At 45.4% G+C, this 21,284-nt stretch carries 3 protein-coding genes; 1 reads left to right on the forward strand and 2 read right to left on the reverse strand.

Going from position 1 to position 21,284, the window contains the following annotated elements; translation table 11 throughout:
- The first annotated feature begins 122 nt into the window (after nt 1–122).
- Nucleotides 123–18,050 carry a retention module-containing protein gene (locus ACED45_RS10100; protein ID WP_371713917.1) on the forward strand — a complete coding sequence of 5,976 codons (17,928 nt, stop codon included), beginning with the start codon at nt 123–125 and terminating at the stop codon, nt 18,048–18,050.
- 76 nt (nt 18,051–18,126) lie between these two features.
- On the opposite strand, the gene ACED45_RS10105 is transcribed toward ACED45_RS10100, so the two are convergent.
- Together ACED45_RS10105 and ACED45_RS10110 are read right to left on the reverse strand one after the other, a co-directional pair.
- Nucleotides 18,127–18,891, reverse strand: coding sequence for a transporter substrate-binding domain-containing protein (locus tag ACED45_RS10105; protein WP_371713918.1), 765 nt, complete (start codon nt 18,889–18,891; stop codon nt 18,127–18,129).
- A gap of 259 nt (nt 18,892–19,150) precedes the next feature.
- The gene (locus ACED45_RS10110; protein WP_371713919.1) at nt 19,151–20,920 is read right to left on the reverse strand and encodes a sodium:solute symporter family protein; all 1,770 of its coding nucleotides are present in this window, start codon (nt 20,918–20,920) and stop codon (nt 19,151–19,153) included.
- Nucleotides 20,921–21,284: the final 364 nt, after the last annotated feature.

Below are 21,284 nucleotides of genomic sequence, written 5' to 3' on the forward strand. Positions count from 1 at the left end.
TGGGCATAACAATGGATTGCCATTGATGAGAGCTAAATATGTGTTTAATTAAAACCTGAAATTGCTATTACAAATAATTTTCACAGCTCTAGAGAATAGTGCTTTGTGACAACGGGGGATATATGGATATCGAAGTTTCGCGCCAGGTTGCGGTAGTTGAAGCAACTAGTGGAGATGTCGTCGTAGTTAAGCCTGACGGCAGCGCAAGAAAGATTTCAGTTGGCGATATCATCCGTGAAAATGAGATCGTGATTACGGCCAACAAGTCAGAGCTTGTATTAGGCGTTCAGAATGATTCGATTCCGGTTGGAGAGAATTGTGTTGGCTGTGTTGATGAGACTGCCGCATGGGTAGACGCTCCAGTCGCCGGTGAGGTTAATTTTGACTTACAGCAAACAGACGCAGAAACCTTCACCGAAGACGACTTTGCTGCAATTCAAGAAGCCATTTTAGGTGGTGCGGATCCGACTCAAATCTTAGAGGCAACGGCTGCTGGTGGCGGATTAGGTTCTGCAAATGCTGGCTTTGTGACGATTGATTATAACTACACCGAAACTCAGCCATCGACATTCTTTGAGACCGCTGGTCTAGCAGAACAAACCGTTGATGAAGACAGAGAAGAGTTCAGAACGATAACCCGTTCAGCTGGTGGTCAATCTATTAGTGAAGAGCTCCATGAAGGCTCGATATCAGGCAATACCTATCCTCAATCCTTAACGATTATCGAAACGATTGTTGCTGGTAGTTTGGCTCTCTCTCCTGATTCCTTCGCTCCAGAAGCACTATCCCTTGCTTCACTACTCAATGAACTAAACAGTGATATTACCTCAAGTGGTCAGCCCGTTACGTTCACTTATGATGCGGCGACCAATTCTATCGTCGGTGTTCTAGGTTCGGACGAAGTACTACGCATTGATATTGAAGCTATCAGTGTTGGAAATAACATTGAACTATCGCTGACCACAACAGTTTCTCAACCTATTGACCATGTGCCTTCTATTGGTGGTGGCCAGGTTTCTTATACTGGCGATCAAATTAATATTGCCTTTGATGTTCAAGGTGAAGATTCCGCAGGAAACCCGATAGCAGCACCAATCAGCGCACAAGTTACGGTGTTTGACTGGGAGGACCCGTCAGCAGAAAGCGTGACTATCACTAACGTTGAAACTAGTAGTGCAGCTATCGAAGGGACCTTTTCGATTATTGGAAGTGATCATCTTCAATCGGCAGTCTTTGATGCTAGTGCTCTGGACCAGTTTGATGGGTTGCTTAGTGATAATCAAAACACGCTTGCCAGACTTTCTGATGATGGAACAACGATTACTCTGTCCATCCAAGGCCGAGGTGAGGTTGTTCTCACTATCTCGCTTGATACCGATGGCACGTACAATTTCCAACAGTTTAAGCCAATCGAAGAAGTGAGCTCCGACACTCTTTTGTTTGCATTACCAATCACGGTTACCGATTTTGACCAAGATGTTGTAACCAATACCATCAACATTGCCATCACTGATGGTGATAGCCCTGTTATCACTAATGTTGACAGTATTGATGTTGATGAAGCGGGCATTGTTGGCGGCTCACAAGAGGGCACGGCGCCAGTTTCAGGCAGCGGCAGTATCACCGCGGACATTTTTGAAAGTGATATCATTGACCATTATGAACTTGAACCAGCAGAGTTTAATACTGGTGGCAGCTTGGTTTCAAATGGCGAGGCTGTGCTACTTGAGTTGATTGATGAAACCAACGGTGTAAGAACTTACGAAGGTTATGTTGAGGTCAATGGTTCGAGAATTACAGTCTTTGACGTTAAAGTCGATAGCCCTTCATTAGGCAGCTACGAATTTAATCTGTATGAAGAGCTTTCTCACCAAGGCGCTGAAGACGCGTTGTTGACCTTTGCATTGCCAATTTATGCCGTTGATGCAGATGGCGACCGCTCTGCACTATCTGGAGGTTCGAACACACCAGAAGCTGCTGAGATTCTCGTTAATGTCACAGATGATGTTGTTGAGTTAGTCGATAAGGTTGAATCTGTCACTGAGCCGACTCTAGCGGGCGATACCGTGGTTTCGTATAACCTATTCAACTTTGAAGGTGCAGATGGCTCTACAATTCAATCGTTTAATTATGATGGTGTTGATTACTCGCTAGATCAAAGCCTGCTCCCCGATGCTACTCAAACTTTCAGTTTTACTGAGGGTGTTGTCACTATCTCATTAAACGGTGATTTCAGTTTTGAAGTCGCTCGTGATATCGACCACTCAAGTAGTGAAACTATAGTAAAACAGTTTTCATTCTTAGCAGAAGACGGCGATGGGGACACTGATACTTCAACGCTTGAGTTAAGCATTACCGATGGTCAAAACCCGGCGATTAATCTGATTCCGCCTGTTACTTTATCTGAAACGAATCTAGCTGATGGTTCTACACCAAGTGGAAGCACAGTAAACACAACCAATACGATTACCTTTACCGCTGGTAGTGATGATGTGGCGAATTTCCGCATTGAGCCAACCGAGTTCAATGTAGGTGGTACACTCAAATCGAATGGTTTTGTGGTAGAGATAAAAGAAGATTCAGCGAATCCGGGCACATACATCGGCTTCATTACCGATGGTTCAAATACTGAAATACCAGTGTTTACGATTAGCTTCTCGGCCACCACTCTTGGTGAATACACCTTTACTTTGTTGGAAGCGTTGGACCATGTGGATGGCCTAGATAAAAACGATCTAAGCTTTGATCTTCCAGTTTATGCGGTAGACAGCGATGGCGATGACTCATTGGTCTCACAACTTAATGTGACTAGAGGTGATGATGTTCAAATCATGCAAGATGGCACATTAGGTATTGTTGAGCCTAATCTGGCTGACGGTAAGGTTACAACGAATACTATCGATGTAATGCCGGATCAAAGTGCAGATGGCGCGACGATTACTCAGTTCACCTATGACGGTCAACTTCGAACGCTTGACCAGAATGATACTGGCGAGCAACAGTTTAGTTTCACTGAAGGCGAGTTGTTCATCACGCTCCAAGGTGAGGTGCGATTTGAACCAAACCGCGATCTCGACCATACCACGAGCGAAGACATCGTGAAGTCGATTGTGGTGACCTCAAGTGACTTCGATAAAGATTCGGTTACTTCAACGGTTACACTGACCATCACTGATGGTGATACCCCAACCATTGATGTTATTCCAACGGTTAGCTTATCTGAAACTCATCTGAGTGATGGTTCGAACCCGAATGGTAGTGCGGTTAGCCAAACAGAAACCATCACTTTTACCAACCAAAGTGATGATGTTGAAAAATTCCGCTTGGAGCCGAGTGAGTTTAATACTGGCGGTATTCTAAAATCTGATGGTTTAGTGATTGAGATTCGAGAAGAGCCAGCGGGATCGGGTAACTACATTGGCTTCACCACCGACAATTCAAATGTCGAGACCACAGTCTTCACACTAGCATTTAGTAGCACGACATTAGGCGAATACACCTTTACGCTGATAGAAGCGATTGACCACACACCAATTCAAGGTAACAACGACCTAACGTTTAACTTGCCAGTGTACGCAGTCGATAGCGATGGCGATGATTCTCTAATGTCGCCTCTTGCAGTGACGATCACCGATGATATCCAGGTCATGGCAGATAGCGCGTTTACGATTGAAGAGCCGACTGTGGCTGATTTAGCCACGGGCACACCGACAACCACGACCGTGAATGTTCTTGATCAAGAAGGGGCTGACGGCACGACCATCACCCAAATCAATTATGACAACGGCACAGTGTTTACGCTTGACCAGAGCAATACGGGAGAGCAGAAACTTGTGGTTGCTGAAGGTTCGCTCTATGTCACGCTGCAAGGTGATGTGCGCTTTGAACCAAACCGTAATCTCGACCATACAAGTGGAGACATCGTTAAGTCGATAGTTGTGACTTCAAGCGACTCAGATAATGATGTTGTTACTTCTACGGTCACGTTGACTATTACTGATGGTGACATCCCAACGATTGATAATGTCCCGAGTGTTACTTTATCCGAAACTAATTTGAGTGATGGTTCTACGCCAAGCGGTGCTGCAGTAAGTCAAACAGAGACGATTACCTTCACTAATCAAAGTGATGATGTGGCGAGTTTCCGTATTGAACCGACAGAGTTCAATGTTGGTGGGGCGCTCAAATCAAATGGGCTGGTGGTTGAGCTAAAAGCAGACCCAAGCACACCAGGTAGCTATATCGGTTTTGTGACTGATGGTTCGAACGTCGAAACCAACGTGTTCACGATCAGTTTCTCTAGTACTACCCTCGGTCAATACACTTTCACGTTGTTAGAAGCATTAGACCATGTGGATGGTTTAGCGAACAACGATCTTAGCTTTAACCTTCCTGTTTATGCGGTAGACACCGACGGCGACGATTCATTGGTGTCACAGTTGAATGTGACCATCGGTGATGATGTTCAAATCATGCAAGATGGAGCTCTCAATATTGTCGAGCCAACGGTTGCTGATTTGGCTGCGGGTACACCTACGACAACTACCGTTAATGTATTTGATCAAGAAGGGGCAGACGGCGCGACCATCACACAATTTACTTATGATGGCGGGACTGTATTAACGCTTGACCAGAATAATACTGGCGAGCAGAAGTTCGTAGTTGCTGAAGGTTCACTGTATATCACTATTCAAGGTGACGTTCGCTTCGAGCCGAACCGTAATCTTGACCATACTAGCGGAGATATCGTTAAACAGATCGAGGTCACCTCAAGCGATTTCGATAAGGATACCGTGACATCGACAGTCACCCTGATGATTACTGATGGTGATATCCCGACCATTGATACGGTGCCAAGTGTTACTCTGTCTGAAACTAATCTTGCTGATGGCTCAGCGCCAAGTAGCGGTGCTGTAAGTCAAACTGAGACGCTTACTTTTACTAATCAAAGTGATGATGTGACCCGTTTCCGTCTTGAACCTACCGAGTTCAATGTCGGCGGCGCACTGAAATCGAATGGTTTTGTGGTCGAGATAAAAGAAGATTCAGCGAATCCAGGTACTTATATCGGCTTCATTACTGATGGTTCAAATGCTGAAATTCCAGTGTTCACGATTAGCTTCTCGACCTCGACTCTTGGTGAATACACCTTTACTTTATTGGAAGCGTTAGATCATGCAGATGGTCTAGCGAACAATGATCTGAGCTTTGATCTTCCGGTCTATGCGGTAGACAGCGATGGCGATGATTCTTTGGTGTCTCAACTCAATGTAACCATCGGCGATGATGTTCAAATCATGCAAGACGGTACGTTAGATATCGTTGAGCCAAATCTGGCTGATGGTACGGTAATAACCAATACCATTGATGTAATGCCAAACCAAAGTGCTGATGGTGCAACGGTTACTGAGTTTTCTTTTGGTGGAATCGTTAAGACGTTGGATCAGAGCATCGCAGGCGAACAGCAATTCAGTTTCACAGAAGGTGAGTTGTACATCACCCTTCAAGGTGAGATGCGCTTTGAGCCCAACCGTAACTTAGACCATTCCGCGAGCGAAGACATTGTTAAGTCGATAGTCGTGACATCCAATGACTTTGATAACGATCCGGTGACTGCGACCGTAACTTTGACCATAACCGATGGCGACAACCCGACTATCGATGCGGTGCCGAGTGTTGCACTTGAAGAAGCTGATCTGGCTGATGGCTCATCACCAAGTGGTAGTGCGGTTAGCCAAACAGAAACCATCACTTTTACCAACCAAAGTGATGATGTTGTAAAATTCCGCATTGAGCCGAGTGAGTTTAATACTGGCGGTACTCTGAAGTCTGATGGCTTAGTTATTGAGATTCGAGAAGAGCCTGCGGGTTCGGGTAACTACATCGGCTTCACTACGGACATTTCAAATGTAGAAACCACGGTCTTCACACTTGCATTTAGCAACACGATTTTAGGTGAATACACCTTCACGCTTATAGAAGCGATTGACCATACACCAATTCAAGGTAATAACGACCTAACATTCAACTTGCCGGTGTACGCGGTCGATAGTGATGGCGATGACTCTCTGATGTCGCCTCTGGCTGTAACGATTACCGATGACATTCAAGTCATGGTGGATGGCGCTCTCAGCATTGAAGAGCCGACAGTGGCTGACTTAGCCGCGGGTACGCCGACAACCACGACCGTCAATGTTCTTGATCAAGAAGGGGCAGACGGCACGACCATTACCCAAATCAATTACGATGGCACAGTGTTTACGCTTGACCAGAGTAATGCGGGTGAGCAAAAGTTTGTGGTTGCTGAAGGCTCACTCTATATCACGCTGCAAGGCGATGTGCGCTTTGAACCAAACCGCGATCTTAATCACTCGGGCGGGGATATCGTTAAGTCGATAGTGGTCAGTTCAAGTGACTATGATAGTGATGTGGTGACTTCGACAGTCACGCTAACCATTACCGATGGCGATCTGCCAATCATCAACGTCATTCCTGGCGTGAGTCTTTCTGAAGTCGATCTGGCTGATGGTTCTGCGCCAACGGGTAACCCAGTATCGATGACTCAAGTGATTACCTATACCGAGGGTAGTGATGATGTTAGTCATTTCAGAATTGACCCTGCTCAGTTCAATACTTCGGGGGCTTTGAAGTCGAATGGCTTAGAGGTTGAGATTAAAGAGCAGCCAGCGAACTCTGGAAACTATATTGGCTTTGTAAAAGACGGTGCTAACGTAGAAACCCACGTCTTCACAATCAGTTTCTCAACCACCAATTTAGGGCAATACACGTTTACGCTGCTTGAAGCGTTAGACCATGCGGATGGCTTGCAGAACAACTCCTTAAACTTCGATGTGCCTGTTATAGCAGTGGATACCGATGGTGATGAGTCTGCGATGTCACCAATGACAGTGACCATTACCGATGATGTACAAGGTGTACAAGACGGGTCATTGAATATTGTTGAGCCTTCATTGGCGGATCTAGTGGCAGGCACACCAACTACGCCAACCATCGATGTAATGCCGACTCAAAGTGCAGATGGCGCAAAGGTCACCCAATTTATTTACGATGGTGGTACTGCTGTCACCTTGGATCCGAATGTATCGACAGAGCAGGTGTTTACCGTAACCGATGGTTTACTGTACATCACGATTGAAGGCGAAGTTCGTTTTGAGCCAAATCGAAATCTGGATCATTCAGCTGGTGATATTGTTAGAACGATTGTGGTAACGACCAGCGACTTTGATAACGATACTGATACCGCGGATGTCACATTAACGATCCAAGATGGTATTGATCCGGTCATCGATGTTGTTCCTAGCGTAAACTTATCGGAAGTGAACCTAGCAGATGGCTCAACGCCGAGTGGTTCTGCGGTAAGTTCAACACAAACCATTACCTACACCGTGGGTAGTGATGACTTAAGCCACTTTAGAATTGCAACCAACGAATTCAATCCTGGTGATGTGCTGAAATCAAATGGTCTTGTTGTTCAGCTAAAAGAAGATCCTGCTTCACCTGGCGACTACATCGGGTTTACTGATGACGGGGCCGGTAACGTAACCAATGTATTCACCATTGATTTTGATAGTGTCAATAAAGGTCAGTTCACCTTCACGCTGATTGAGGCTCTCGATCACCTTGATGGCGCGCTTAATAACGACCTTAATTTCAATTTACCTGTTTATGCGGTTGATACTGATGGTGATGACTCAGTTAAGCGTGATGTTGTTGTCACCATTCAAGATGACCTCCAACAGATGCAAGATGGTACGTTAACCATCACAGAGCCAAATACTGGCACACCAACTACCTCGACCGTTGATGTATTGCCTACGCCAAGTGCTGATGGGGCAACCATTACACAGTTCACCTATGACGGTGGCTCTGCGATTACTTTGGATCAAAGCATCAGCGGTGAGCAGGAATTTGTTTTCACTGAAGGCTCGCTGTTTGTCACTTTGGATGGTGATGTAAGGTTTGAACCAAATCGTAATCTTGACCACTCTGCAGGCGATATTGTTAAGCTGATTGAATTTACTTCTTCTGATTTTGATAAGGATATTTCTTCTTCAACGGTCACACTCACTATCGTTGATGGTGATGGACCAACGTTGAATGTCGTTCCGAGTGTTAGCTTGTCTGAAAGCTTACTTGCTGATGGTTCAACGCCGAGTGGCAGCCCAGTCAGCGTGACCCAAACCATTACTTCACTCGCAAGCAGTGATGACATCGAGAAGATTGTCGTCGAAGTAGGGTTGTTTAATACCAGCGGTGTATTGAAGTCTGATGGCCTTGAATTGAGCTTGCGTGAAGAGCCTGCTGGTTCCGGTGATTACGTAGCATTCACAACGGACGGCTCAGGTGTTGAGAAAGTTATCTTCACCCTAGAATTTGATAACACTAACCCGAGTGAGTACACGTTTACTTTGTTAGAGCGTTTGGATCATGTCGACGGATTAGGAAACAACGATCTCAGCTTTGACTTGTCGGTATATGCACAAGACACCGATGGCGATATTTCACAGTCTAAACCGCTTTCTGTGACCATCAGTGATGATGTTCAATTGATGCAATCTGGTGCTCTTAGCATCACAGAGCCAAGCACGGGCACACCTACCACAACGACATTTGATGTGATGCCTGCGCAAAGTGCAGATGGCGCCACAATCACTAAGTTTACCTATGGCAGCCAACCTGAAGAGTCACTAGTACAAACCGACACGGGTGAGCAAGAATTTGTGTTCACTGAAGGTTCTCTGTTTATCAATCTTGAAGGTGATGTACGTTTCGAACCTAACCGTAATCTCGATCATTCGGGTGGTAACATCGTTAAGACCATTACGGTGACATCGGAAGATAAAGATGGCGATATTGTCACTTCAACAGTGACGCTGACTATTGCAGATGGTGCTCCACCAGTTATAGACACAGTACCAACGGTTGCATTGGAAGAAGCGAATCTGGTCGACGGCTCTTCACCGGGATTACCTGTGAGCCAAACTGAAACCATTACTTTCACAGCAGGAAGTGATGATGTGAGCCACTTCCGTATTGATACCACTCAGTTCAACACGTCTGGCGATCTGAAAGCGGATGGTTTGGTGGTTCAGCTAAAAGAAGATCCTCTGAACAGCGATAATTATATTGGTTACGTTGAAAGCGGCGGTGTCCAAACGGATATCTTTACCATCACCTTTAGCAGCATGGTTCTAGGAGAGTACACATTCACCTTGTTGGAAGAGTTAGATCATTTGCCAGTTCAGGGTAATAATGATCAAATATTCACGTTACCAGTGATCGCACTTGACCAAGACAATACTGATTCTGCGATGAAACCTCTGACCGTTACTATAACCGATGATGTGCCTGTCATTACTGACACGACAGCGACCAGCACATTTGTGGTTGATGAAGATGATCTTGGATCTGTGGTGTCTCAAGCAACAGGTGCATTTGTTACCACAGAAGGTGCAGACCAAGTAGAGGTTTACGAACTGCGTAATATCTCTGCGCTTGAAGCGACATTGAACTCTGGAACCGAAGCGATTTCTATTACAGAAGTCACAGGAGCTGCGAACACAACGACCTATCAAGGTACGACGACAAGCGGGACTCCTATCTTCACGCTCGCGCTAGCGAATGACGGCTCTTATACCTTTACGTTGCTAGGTCCTCTAAACCATCCAACAAGCCCGAATTCCAATACCTTAACGATTCCGTTTGATGTTGTTGCGGTTGATGGTGACGGTGATGACTCTAATCAGTATGTATTGCCGATCGAAGTGCTCGATGATGTGCCAGTAATGAGTGCGCCAACAGGTGAGACGGTAGTTGATGAAGATGATCTTGCTGGGATTGGTTCTGATCAATCCGAAGATACCATTATTAATGGACTATTCACCGTTGATGAAGGTGCTGATGGTGTTGTTAAGTATGAATTGGTCGATGAAAACTTAGTGATTGCAGGCTTAACTTCTGATGGAGAAAGCCTAGAGTGGCTGCCTGTTTCACAAAGCGGTACAACCTTCACTTATGTTGCACAGACGGTAACTAGCAATCAGCCTGTGTTTGAAATCATTTTTGATACCTCAAACAACAGTTATCAATTTGAGTTGTTCAAACCACTTAAACACCCTGATGGCACGGATGAAAACACCATAGAGCTTGATTTCTCTGTCGTGGCCGAAGATTTCGACCAAGACCAGTCGAATGCTATCGATTTGAAAATTACCGTGACTGATGATGTTCCACTGGTGACAACCCAGTCGATTACTCGTCTTGAAGGTCAGGGCTATGGTAACTCCAAAGTCGACATGTTTGCCAATGCGACGGATGTGGGTGCTGATGGTGCTGTTCTGAGTCGAATTGAAGGTATTACTAGCAATGGCGCTGATATCGTTTTCCGTACAGGAAATAGTGCGCCTTACAGTGATGGTTTCGATTTAAACAATGGTAGTCAAGAGGTTCGAGTATACGAGCAGACCAATGGAGGTGTTGATACCCGTGAACTTGGTCGATTGCGTATTAACTCAAATGGTGAGGTTGAGTTTAGAGCTAACAGTTATCTAGAGCATAACGGTGAGACAATAGATTTCTCTATTAATGTGATTGCAACAGATGGGGATTTAGATACATCAGAAACACCATTAGATATCACTATTACAGATCGAAATTCGTCAGCTATCTCGCTGAAAGTGACTACGTTTGAGGATGCGGGTAGAGATTTAACGATACCTTACGCATCGGGTGATGAACCCGCTTTTGAGAATGATCAAGATAACCAAAGTGGTCTGCCTAATGCGCCAGCGCAAGTTGCTCTGCAAGTTAACTTATACGACCAAGATAACAATGAATCTATTGGGCAGTTGACGATTAAAAGCCCGAATGGAGGTGACAGTCACCAAGGTACTTTTTATTACTTTGATAGTGTTAGCTCTAAGTACATTGAATTAGTGCCTCAGCCAAATGGGAGCATTATATTTGGTCCTCCTCAACTCGAACAAAGCTTTGCTCCAAATCCGAATGAACCAAGACAAACTATCGCGACGATAGAAAACCTATTTTTCGTCCCTGATCAACACGCTAGTTCAGATGAAACTGGTGGCCGAGTTCGCTATGAACTCGAAATTGATAACAATGGTTCACTGGATCACACTATCAATTCAAACTTCAGAATCGAAATTGAAGCGGTGGCGGACATCGCGACTTGGGATGACGCCAATAGCACGTATCAATATCAAGTGAATGAAGATGAAGACAATGTCACGCTGCAGTTGAATGCAGAGTCACAAGACAATAGCCAAACGGAAACCATCACTTATGAGCTTGAAGCTGTTCAAGGCGACGGCAAGTTTGAATTACTTGATCAAAGCGGCAATGTTTTAACACCGGTTAATGGTGTTTACGTTATCGCTGCTGCAGATATTAATAGCACTGTGGTTAACCCAATCGATAACTTCTCTGGGCAAATTGAATTCAAAGCGACAGCCATTACAGAAGAGGCACTCAACCCATACGATGACGCGGCGAATGGCGGAGCAAACGATAAGACAACTGCTCGCTCTGTCGAACAGAATATTATCATTGATGTGACTGCCGATGCCGATCCGGGAACCTTCAGTGTTAACAGGATTCGTATTAACGAAGACAACATTGATGATCCAGATTATATCGGTCCTCTGGCTAACAAAGATGCCTTCACGCTGGACGAAGTGATCACCATGAACGGCTCGGTGGACGCTGACGGCTCTGAAGAGTTGTTTGTTCGTATCAGCAATATTACTGAAGGTGCGGTGCTCTATTTCCTAGGGACCACGAATGTCGTTCCAACAGTCACTATTAATGGTATCGATTACCAAGAAATAGCGTATTCCGATTTGGCAAACGTTGAGGTTGTTCCAACCAAACACAGCAATGTAGATTTCACCTTCGATGTAACGGGCGTAGTCAAAGACACTGCAAACCTATCAACGGGTGCTCAAGTCGACGAAGAAATCCTGGGGACTAAAACGGTTAATGTTGAGGTGAAAGGTGTTGCTGATACTCCTTATGGCGGAACGAATGGCACGGCTTGGACAGCAATTACTGATGGCACAACATCTGGCGTTCAAACCACAATCCAAGAAAGCCAAAATGGTGATACCTTTGCTGAGCTAGATTTCACTGTATTGTCGGGCGAGAGAAGACCAGATAGCGGCACAACACCATTACCTGACGATGGCTCAGAGTCGATAACGGTTATTCTTTCAGGCATCCCTGACGGCGTTATTCTGGAAGATGGCGATGGTACCGTGATTGACTTGAACTTTGTTGGTTATGAAACGGGACCGGGCGGTAGCCCTGATCTATCTAAACCTATCTACGAAGCGAACATCACTGAAGCGGGGAAAACTTCAGGTATCCGTATTAGACCTGTTGATTCGTCGACAGAGAATATCCATATCCAGGGTAAAGTGATCGTGACTGAGAATGATGGTCATACGCTCTCTTTTGATCAGGAAATTCGCATATTAGTTGAGCCTAGGATTGATACCTCAGCAACCTACAATACGGTAACTCGTGGGGACGAAGATACGGCGATCAACATTGATTGGCACCCAGAGGGCACTGATTACATTGACGATGATGAGCACTTCCCTTCAATCGTCATCAGTGGCATTCCAAGTGGTGTTGCAAGTGTGGTTGTAAACGGTGATGTAATTTGGAATTACGATGCCGCAGCAGGCACTTTAACCATTACTCCGAAGAGTGGACAGACGGCAGAAGAGTTTACTCAAATTGCGCTGAACAATAATTTTATTCAGATAACACCCGAAGAAGATTCAAGTACAGACTTTACGCTTAGTACGGTTGTCATGATTGAAGAGCGAGATCATGAGTATGTTGATGCAACTGATCCTGGTCAGGGCATCGTTACCGCGACGATTACAGGTACGATTGATGTGCGTGTAAGACCTGTCGTTGAACCTGGCGATGCCGACAACAAGATTGTCGTTTCAAACGAAGATGGCTCTGGAGATCTCACTACGATTACGGCTGATGCTAATGGTGTCATTAAATTTACAACTAACAGTGATAACACATCAATTTCGGATGAATACGTCGTCCGATACCAAGAAACGGATTTAAGCACAGTAGAAGAGCAAGTCGACGAAGTGATTGTTCAGTTGACTAACACCGACGGAAGCGCGTTATCTGATGATATTTTAGGGCAACTTTTGGTCACAGGCGCCTCTTACGAAGGCGGTGGCCGTTGGGTTGTGACCAATGAAGATGCCTTTAGCGTCAGTGCGCCCAATGGATTAGATTTCACCCCTGAAAATGATGCGGATGATGTGGCTACTGATTTCAATGATATCAAGATGACAATTTTCACCTTAGTATCAGATCCAGGTGATGCCAACAATGAAACTTCAGCCCAAGTACAGCGCACCGGGGAAGTAACGCTTTCTTACCCTGAAGTGCTGACGGCTCCTGACAAAGTTGCCGCAGATATTGCGATTGTGCCAGACAGTGTTATCGATGCGGTCGAAGATACACAACTTGATCTCGGCGCGGCACTAAACGGCATTTTAAGCTTTACGGGTCGCGATGATTCTACTGACCAAGTGACGGTGATCATTGATGGTACTCTGGTCATTGATGCTACTACATCATTCCCAATTAGCCTGTCGGGAACAAGTGATGTTGACTTTGTGAACGGGAAATATGTTTACGAGACGACAATCGAACAGGGCGTAGCCATCGATTCATCGGGTTTATTATTGAACCTGCCTGCTGACTATTCTGGCGACTTTAGGTTACCAATCACAATAGTAACCAAAGATACACTTTCTGGTGATGAGAAAACCTTGGTGACCGATGTAGTTATTAAAGTTGCTCCTGACGTTGAAGGTAATCCAGACATTGATGTTACGGTTGTTGGTTCGCTCGATGATTCATTTAATCCTGTCGATACTGACGGTCAACCTGGACAAGATCCGGTGGGTTACGAAGATACTTACATTCAGCTTGATTTCAGCACAACCATTACTGATCAAGTCAGTGGGGTTGAGGGTGGTGACGAAAAATTCACATCTATTACGCTGACTTTGGATGACACAAGTGTCGGTGCATTTTACACAAGCGCGGGTGTATCGCTTGGTACGTCCGTGACCTTCAATGAAGCGGAAATTAATGCTGGTGCTCTGGATAATGTATTGTTCCGTCCTGCTCCTAATTACCCAACGGGTAACGATATTAACCAAGTACAAGTGAATGTCAGCGGGACGATTACCGATACTGCTACTTACAATGATGCAGCTTCGCCAACTGGCAGCGCGACTGATACCGATACTTTCTCTACCAGTGTCAGCTTTGAAGTCGTTCCTGTGGTTGATGATGTGCTTGTAACAGGGCCGGGTAGTGATCCTGATGTCATTGAGATCACGGGCAATGAAGATCAAGCTATTTCTCTATCGGGAACAGGGCCAGTCTCCATTGCGCTCACTGACCTAGACGGCTCAGAGCAGTTCGTTTCGATTAAGTTCACCGGTGTACCCGATGGCTTCTTAATGAGTGCAGACCCGGGCTCTGCTTATACAGTGAAGAACAATGGTGGTGGTGAGTGGAGTGTTCAACTTCCTCAAGCTTCAGGGTTGTCATTTGATTTGAGTGAGATTTCGATTCTACCGCCTAAAAACTTCAGTGGTACGGCGGAATTTGGCGTTGCTGTCTTTACTCAAGAATCCTTGTTAGGCGTGCCTACTGCAGCCTCGAATCTACCAAGCTTTAAGCTGCATGTGGTGCCGGTGGGTGATGATGTTGACACCAACCCAACGGACTCTGTTACTGGCAATGAAGGCCAAAACATTGATATCGAAATCAATGCGACTATTTTGGATAAAGAGCTATCTGCAACAGGCAGCGGCACGTATACCGAAAATGCGCCAGAGACACTTCGTGTAGAGGTGGCTGGTGTACCTCAAGATGCCTCTATCTACTATCCAGACGGAACCACCTTAGCTAGCTATGATCCAGCGACGCAGATCTGGACGCTAGATGTTCCTGCACAGTCACTCGATAAGATCGTATTCAATTCTGGAGAACATAATAGTGATACAGGCAATGCGCTTGGTATCAATGGGCCATTGCAAATTACGGTTCGCTCTGTGGATACAGACGCTGACAACACGGAATACTTAGGTACTCCAACGAGCTTCGATGTTGATTTAGTGATTGATCCTATTAACGATCAACCAACGTTTGTGAATGTCACCAACATTGAAACGCAAGAAGACTCAAGTGGTGTGGCGATTGACAACTTTAGCATCTACGACGTAGACGCTAATTTTGATAACCCGGATGCACCGTATGTACTGACGTTGGAAATTGACCAAACATTGCCGGGAGCACAGGGCGTATTTGAGTTTACAAGCTCTCCAGATGTGACGTTTGTATTGCAATCTGATGGCTCGCTGGTGATTACGGGTAAAGAGGCCGACATCAATACGGCATTGACCAATGGAGCGGTGACCTTCAAACCAGACCCAGACCAGAATTACCTTAGTCAGGGTGGGTTAGTGACGATCAATGCAACGCTCGATGACGGTGGTAATAACGGTCTGATTGACGCGGGTGATCCGAATACCGCTCAAACCAATCAAACTACCTTCACCATTAAGGTGACGGAAGTGAATGATGCTCCGGTGGCAAACAACGTTGATCTGGGCTCGATTGCCGAGGAAGGCCAGCTTGTTATCGTTGAAGGTGATTTAATTACAGCAAGCTCTGACCTTGAAAATCATAACCTCACCGTAACGGGTGTGACCCTTACTCAAGGCCAAGGTCAATTACAGCGCTTTGAAAACGCTGGTGGTGCTGATAACGCTGCGATTACGGGCCCATTTTGGATATTTACGGCTGCTGATGATTTCAACGGTGACGTTAAATTCGATTACAGCATCATCGATGATGGTACCACCAACGGTGTGGATGACTTCCTAACAGACAATGCGGAAATCAGCCTTGTAGTAACAGAAGTCAATGACCAACCGGTAGCAACCAATGTTGACTTGGGTACCATGCTTGAAGAAGGTCAGTTGATCATCAAAGCTGAAGACCTGATTGCAGCGACGACCGATCCTGAGGGCGATGCCATCACCGTGACTGGAGTCGTTATCGACCAAGGTCAGGGGCAGCTTCAGAAGTTCGAAAATGTCGGTGGTGCGGACGACAACTCGATTAATGGCCCATACTGGGTATTTACGGCTGCAGATGATTATAACGGGGACGTTAAGTTCACTTATACCGTAGAAGACAATGGCACGACTAACGGTGCTGATGACTTCTTAACGGATACTGCAGAAATCAGCGTTGTGGTGACAGAAGTGAATGATCAGCCAGTGGCAACCAATGTTGACTTGGGTACCATGCTTGAAGAAGGCCAATTGATCATCAAAGCTGAAGACCTGATTGTAGCGACGACTGATCCTGAGGGCGATGCCATTACCGTGACTGGAGTCGTTATCGACCAAGGTCAGGGACAGATTCAGAAGTTCGAAAATGTCGGTGGTGCGGATGACAACTCGATCAACGGCCCATATTGGGTATTCACAGCAGCCGATGATTACAATGGCGACGTTAAATTCATTTACACCGTGGAAGACAATGGCACAACCAACGGGGCTGATGACTTCCTAACGGATACAGCAGAAATCAGTGTTGTGGTGCAAGGCGTTAACGATACGCCTATTGTTAATGGTGACAACGTCACTAATTTAATTAACGAAGACGCCGGTCAGTTGTTGAGTGGCATTAATGTCACTGACCCCGATTATGTTGATTCCTATGCTAATGACTTAATGACAGTCACGCTGACAGTGGATTACGGTACATTGAATGTATCACTTCCGGCTGTGACGACGGTGATGGTTAACGGCAACAATACCAGTTCGGTCATCTTAGTCGGTACTCTTAACGATTTGAATGCTCTAATTGATACGCCAACCAGTCCAAGTGGTGTCTACCTCGATGCGAGTTTATCTCCAACCAATAGTATTGGATTAGAAGTCATCGCTAAAGACAGCGGAAACCCTTCTGGTATCGCGATAGAAACGACACCTGTGATCTATGATATTGCAGTGACACCTGTGGCGAATGCGCCAACCTTGTCTATCGACCCGACATTTAACTACGTGAGAAACATTACGACCAGCTCATCAGTGGTCGCTAATAGTGGAGTCGCTTTAGTCGGAATTGTTGCTGCATTGACGGATATTACTGAAGAGTTAACGTTGAAGATCAGTGATGTTCCGGATGGTGTTAATGTGGCCAGTGATGCGGGTACGGTTTCGCTAGTAGGTGACACTTGGATAGCGACGGCTGATGCGATTGATAGTCTCAGACTCGTCGAGCAACCATCAGCTGGTAAGCCGTTAACTCCTGGTAACTACACGTTGAAGGTTGAGGCGGTATCTGAGGAAACGGAGAATAACGATATTGCGATATCTCAAAACATTGATCTAAACCTCAATATAGTTGCGAACCCAATCGATCTCGATCTGTCTTCTGAAACAGACGATGTGCAACTTTTAGCGAGTGACTTTGATACCAACCTCACTGGCGGGTCAGGAAATGACCGACTTGTGGGTGGAGCGGGTGATGATACGCTTGTTGGCGGTGACGGTAATGACACCCTGATTGGCGGTGGAGGCTCAGACATCCTGACTGGTGGCGCTGGTATGGATTCGTTCGTATGGCTTAATATCGAAGATGGCGTTGAAGACACCATCACTGATTTCAGCCTGTCTGAAGGAGACCAGATCGACCTAAGAGAAGTGTTGCCAGAGTTGAAGAATACTTCACCAGACATGACAGCGTTACTGCAGCAGATAGACGCGAAAGTGGACGGGGATGATATTGAGCTTACGATCAACCCTGATGGTGTAGGTACCACCGAACAGGTGATTGTGGTTGAAGACCTTGCGCCACAACTAACCTTAAGTGGCACTATGCCTTCGGATATTCTGGATGCATTAGTGCAGCAGAACGTGATCACTCACGGTTAACGTGAAGCATTAAACCAATACGAAATAGGCCAGCAATGCTGGCCTAATTTTTGTCACTGTATAAATTGAAAAGACGTTACTTAAGAGAGTTGTGGATCAGAAACTCTTCTTCCACGCCTTTCAATTTCATCTCATCCATAATGAAATTTACCGTGTTCAATAGGCGCTGTTCGCCTTTTGGAATCAGATAACCGAATTGGCTGTTGGTAAACGGTGTTTCACAGCGAGCTGCCTCAAGGCGCTCATCCGTTACTTGATAGAACAGACCTTCAGGGGTTTCTGTCACCATCACATCAACTTTGCCTTCAGCTACAGCTTTCGGCACGTCGAGGTTGTTCTCGTAGCGTGTGAAGCTTGCATTCTGTAAGTTCGCGTCGGCAAAGATCTCGTTAGTGCCGCCAATATTCACGCCCACACGAACAGAAGACAGGTTCACTTTCTCAATGCTGTCGTACTGTTCTGCGGTGCCTTTCGCAACCAAGAAACACTTACCAAAGGTCATGTAGCCTTGAGTTTGTTCCGCGTTTAACTGACGCTGCATTTTACGCGTAATACCACCCATCGCGATGTCGTACTTATCGTCATCTAGGTCGCTCAGTAGATCTTTCCATGTGGTACGAACAATCTGTAATTCGACACCTAGCTGTTCTGCAATGTGCTGTGCGACATCGATGTCGTAGCCAGAGTAGGTTTTGCCGTCGAAGTAAGAGAAGGGCTTGTAGTCGCCAGTGGTGCCCACACGAAGAGTGCCTGATTTTTGAATGTCTTCTAACTGATCAGCTTGTGCGACACCAGAAAGTGCCAGCGTAATGGAAGCAAGTAATAGTGAAGTTTTTTTCATTGTAATTGTCTGTTGTGTTTGTAGTAGTAATCAAAGTAACAGAAACAATCCGAGAAAGAGATCAAACCATTTAGAGTGATCGTAATCGCATGAAAATAGATTGAATTTGTCGTTGCGAGAGTGAGGGGGGGATGTCTTTCGACGATGGATCACACCTTCACGAATTGTGCACAATAAAAAAGCCCATGCTGTCGGGGGAAAGCATGGGCATTTCTTTAACTGACGTATCGGTTAACTCAGTCGCTAGCTATTAAATAGACTATTTAACAGCGGCTTCATTGTTTAACTTTTTTGCTGGGCCTTTAGAAGCATTAACAAGCAAGATACCAACGGTTAGGACCATCGAACCACATAGTAAGAACAACAAGCGTCCTGTTGGTTCGTTTGGAATTAGAGCCATTGCTAGGATACCGAAACCTGCTGTGCTGATAAGCTTACCAAGCATTGAACGCTGTTTAGTATCTAGGTTTTGTTGTTCTTCACCTTCCGCCACTAGCGGCGTGTTCCAGTTAGTGAATAGTTGGTCAACTTCTTTCTCACGTTCAGGCGATAGGCCTTTGTAGAAGCGAGAAGTCATGATGAAGTAACCACCAGTAAACACTACGTGAGCTGCTAGGCTTAGGCCAACTTTCAAGTCGCTCCATTCACGGCCAGTAAGTGCTGTTTCTAGACCAAATAGGTTCTCGATATCTTCTGCTTGAAGAGAGATACCGAAGATGTAAGAAACGAAACCACCAACCACTAGAGTAGACCAACCAGCCCAGTCAGGAGTCTTACGAATCCACATACCTAGTAGTACAGGGATGAGCATTGGGAAGCCAATCAACGCACCTACGTTCATCACGATATCGAACAAGCTTAAGTGACGTAGAGAGTTAATGAACAGACCAATCGCGATGATGATAACACCCATCATGATAGTCGTTAGCTTACTTACAATAACTAACTCTTTCTGAGTCGCGTTTTGACGAAGAATCGGGCTGTAGAAATTCATTACAAAGATACCAGCGTTACGGTTCAAACCTGAATCCATAGAAGACATCGTTGCAGCGAACATTGCTGACATAAGAAGACCAACCATACCTGCTGGCATTACGTTCTGTACGAATGCTAGATAAGCAGCATCACCGGCTTTGTCGCCCATTGATGTGTATTGCTCAGCAAACTCAGGCATGAATGCACTTACGTACCAAGGTGGTAGGAACCAAATTAATGGACCAACAACCATAAGGATACATGCTAGGCCAGCCGCTTTACGTGCGTTTTCACTGTCTTTCGCACATAGGTAACGGTAAGCGTTGATGCTGTTGTTCATTACACCGAACTGCTTCACGAAGATGAACACAACCCAAAGGATGAAGATGCTCATGTAGTTTAGGTTGTTACCTAACATGAAGTCGCCGTCGAAGTTAGCAACGATGTTAGTTAAGCCACCACCGTGGAAGTAAGCTGCAACCGCACAAGTGATTGTCACGGCCATGATTACAAGCATTTGCATGAAGTCAGAAGCAACAACCGCCCAAGAGCCGCCCGTTACTGCCATCAATACTAGAACCATACCCGTTACCACAATGGTTGCTTCCATTGGGATGTTGAATACAGCTGCTACAAAGATAGCTAGACCGTTTAGCCAGATACCTGCAGAGATAAGGCTGTCCGGCATACCTGCCCATGTGAAGAACTGTTCAGACGTTTTACCAAAGCGCTGACGAATAGCTTCGATCGCCGTTACCACACGAAGTTGGCGGAACTTTGGAGCGAAGTACATATAGTTCATGAAGTAGCCGAATGCGTTGGCTAAGAATAGGATTACAATAACGAAACCGTCATTGAACGCGCGTCCTGCGGCACCTGTAAACGTCCATGCTGAAAACTGTGTCATGAAGGCAGTTGCACCAACCATCCACCACAACATTTTGCCGCCCCCTCTGAAGTAATCACTAGTCGACGTTGTGAACTTACGGAACATCCAACCAATAGCGATTAAAAAGAAGAAGTAGGCGAGAACAACAAAAGTATCAATAGTCATCTTTTCAGCCTTTTAAATATCATAATTAACTGGGCTTAGATTAACGCGCTCAAAGATTTATTTGTACTACAATATGCCTTTAGTATGATCCAGGTCGCATTGATTTTTCATTATTTAGTTAACAACCCTCTAATTGACTGTTTTAAATGGGTTTAATTGAAGTGTGGATTCAGCTTTAGTTTAAGGGTAATCATCTTTTTAGTTATTATATGTACGACAATATGGCCGAGGATCTAGAAAAACTGAGATCTTATAATATTTTAGTTATCCTCATAACAAAGTCGTTACATTTTTCAATGATATAGAGGATAACCAGAACCGATAAAGTTATTCGCGTAACGTCTTTTTATCTATTTTATATACC

This window comes from Vibrio crassostreae, from assembly GCF_041439375.1.
Taxonomy (GTDB): Bacteria; Pseudomonadota; Gammaproteobacteria; order Enterobacterales; family Vibrionaceae; genus Vibrio; species Vibrio crassostreae_D.